The organism is Pseudomonas neustonica (genome assembly GCF_003797945.1).
Classification (GTDB): Bacteria; Pseudomonadota; Gammaproteobacteria; order Pseudomonadales; family Pseudomonadaceae; genus Halopseudomonas; species Halopseudomonas neustonica.
This window is the reverse complement of record NZ_RKKU01000075.1, coordinates 1-1,096: the sequence shown is the minus strand read 5'-3', so window position 1 is coordinate 1,096 and position 1,096 is coordinate 1. Positions and strand designations below refer to the sequence as shown.

Annotated in this window: 1 protein-coding gene; it reads right to left on the bottom strand. The window is 55.4% G+C overall.

Annotated features, from left to right (window positions below):
• Positions 1–4: 4 nt before the first annotated feature.
• Positions 5–1,096 (bottom strand): IS3 family transposase gene (locus tag EF096_RS20165; RefSeq protein ID WP_123891523.1). Its coding sequence is split into 2 segments (ribosomal slippage), with 1,093 coding nucleotides annotated over them: positions 5–918 and positions 918–1,096; the frame shifts between segments, so codons are not numbered across the junction. This gene is flagged as partial in the annotation.

The following is a 1,096-nucleotide window of genomic DNA, read 5'->3' as shown; positions in this document are numbered from 1 at the left end:
TATTCTAGACACTCGCCAGACTCTGGTAATGACGCTTTTCGTACTCGACCGGTGACAGGTCACCACTCGTGCCGTGCCGGCGCCTTGGGTTATAAAACATCTCAATGTAATTGAACACGTCTTGTCTAGCAGCCTCGCGTGTCGGATAAATCTGCCGCTTGATTCGCTCCCGTTTGAGTAATTGAAAGAAGCTTTCAGCTACCGCGTTGTCATGGCAGTTTCCCCGGCGGCTCATGCTGCCCACCAGGTGATTCGCTTTCAGGAAGCTCTGCCAGTCCCCGCTACTAAACTGACTGCCTTGGTCCGAATGAACCATCACACATGCTTGCGGCTTGCGACGCCACACTGCGGCTAACAGCGCGTCTAGCGCCAAGTCAGATGTCATGCGCGGCTTCATCGACCAGCCGACAACCTGACGCGAGAACAGGTCGATAACCACGGACAGATACAACCAACCTTCGTAGGTACGGATGTAAGTTATATCGGTCACCCATGCAACATTGGGCGCTGCTACATCGAATTGGCGATCCAAGTGATTGGGTGAAACCACAGCCGGCTTGCCACTATAACGACCAGGGCGGCGGCGATAACCCGTCTGTGAGCGTAACCCCTCGCAGCGCATGAGCCGGGCTACCCGGTGCTTGCCACACGCCTCACCAGCTTCACGAAGATCCAGATGAATTTTGCGATAGCCATACACACCGCCGCTTTCCAGCCATGAGTGTTTAATCTGGCCTAACAACCGCTGATCTTCACGAGCCCGATCAGACAGCTTGTTGCGGCACCAGGCGTAGTAACCGCTAGGGTGCACAGTCATCATTTTGCACAGGCGGCGCACGGGGTACAGGTCCACTTGGCTCTGAATAAACGCGTACCTCAATCGGACTCTCTGGCGAAGTACGCGGTGGCCTTTTTTAATATATCTCGCTCTTCGGATACGCGTTTCAGTTCGGACTTCAATCGACGAATCTCGGCCTGAAGCTCATCGTCCTGCTGCCGCTGCTCCGTGGGCTTGGAGTAGCGCTTGATCCACTGATAAAGACTGTGGCCTGACACACCCAATCGGGCGGCGACCTCGGCAACAGAGTGGCCTCGG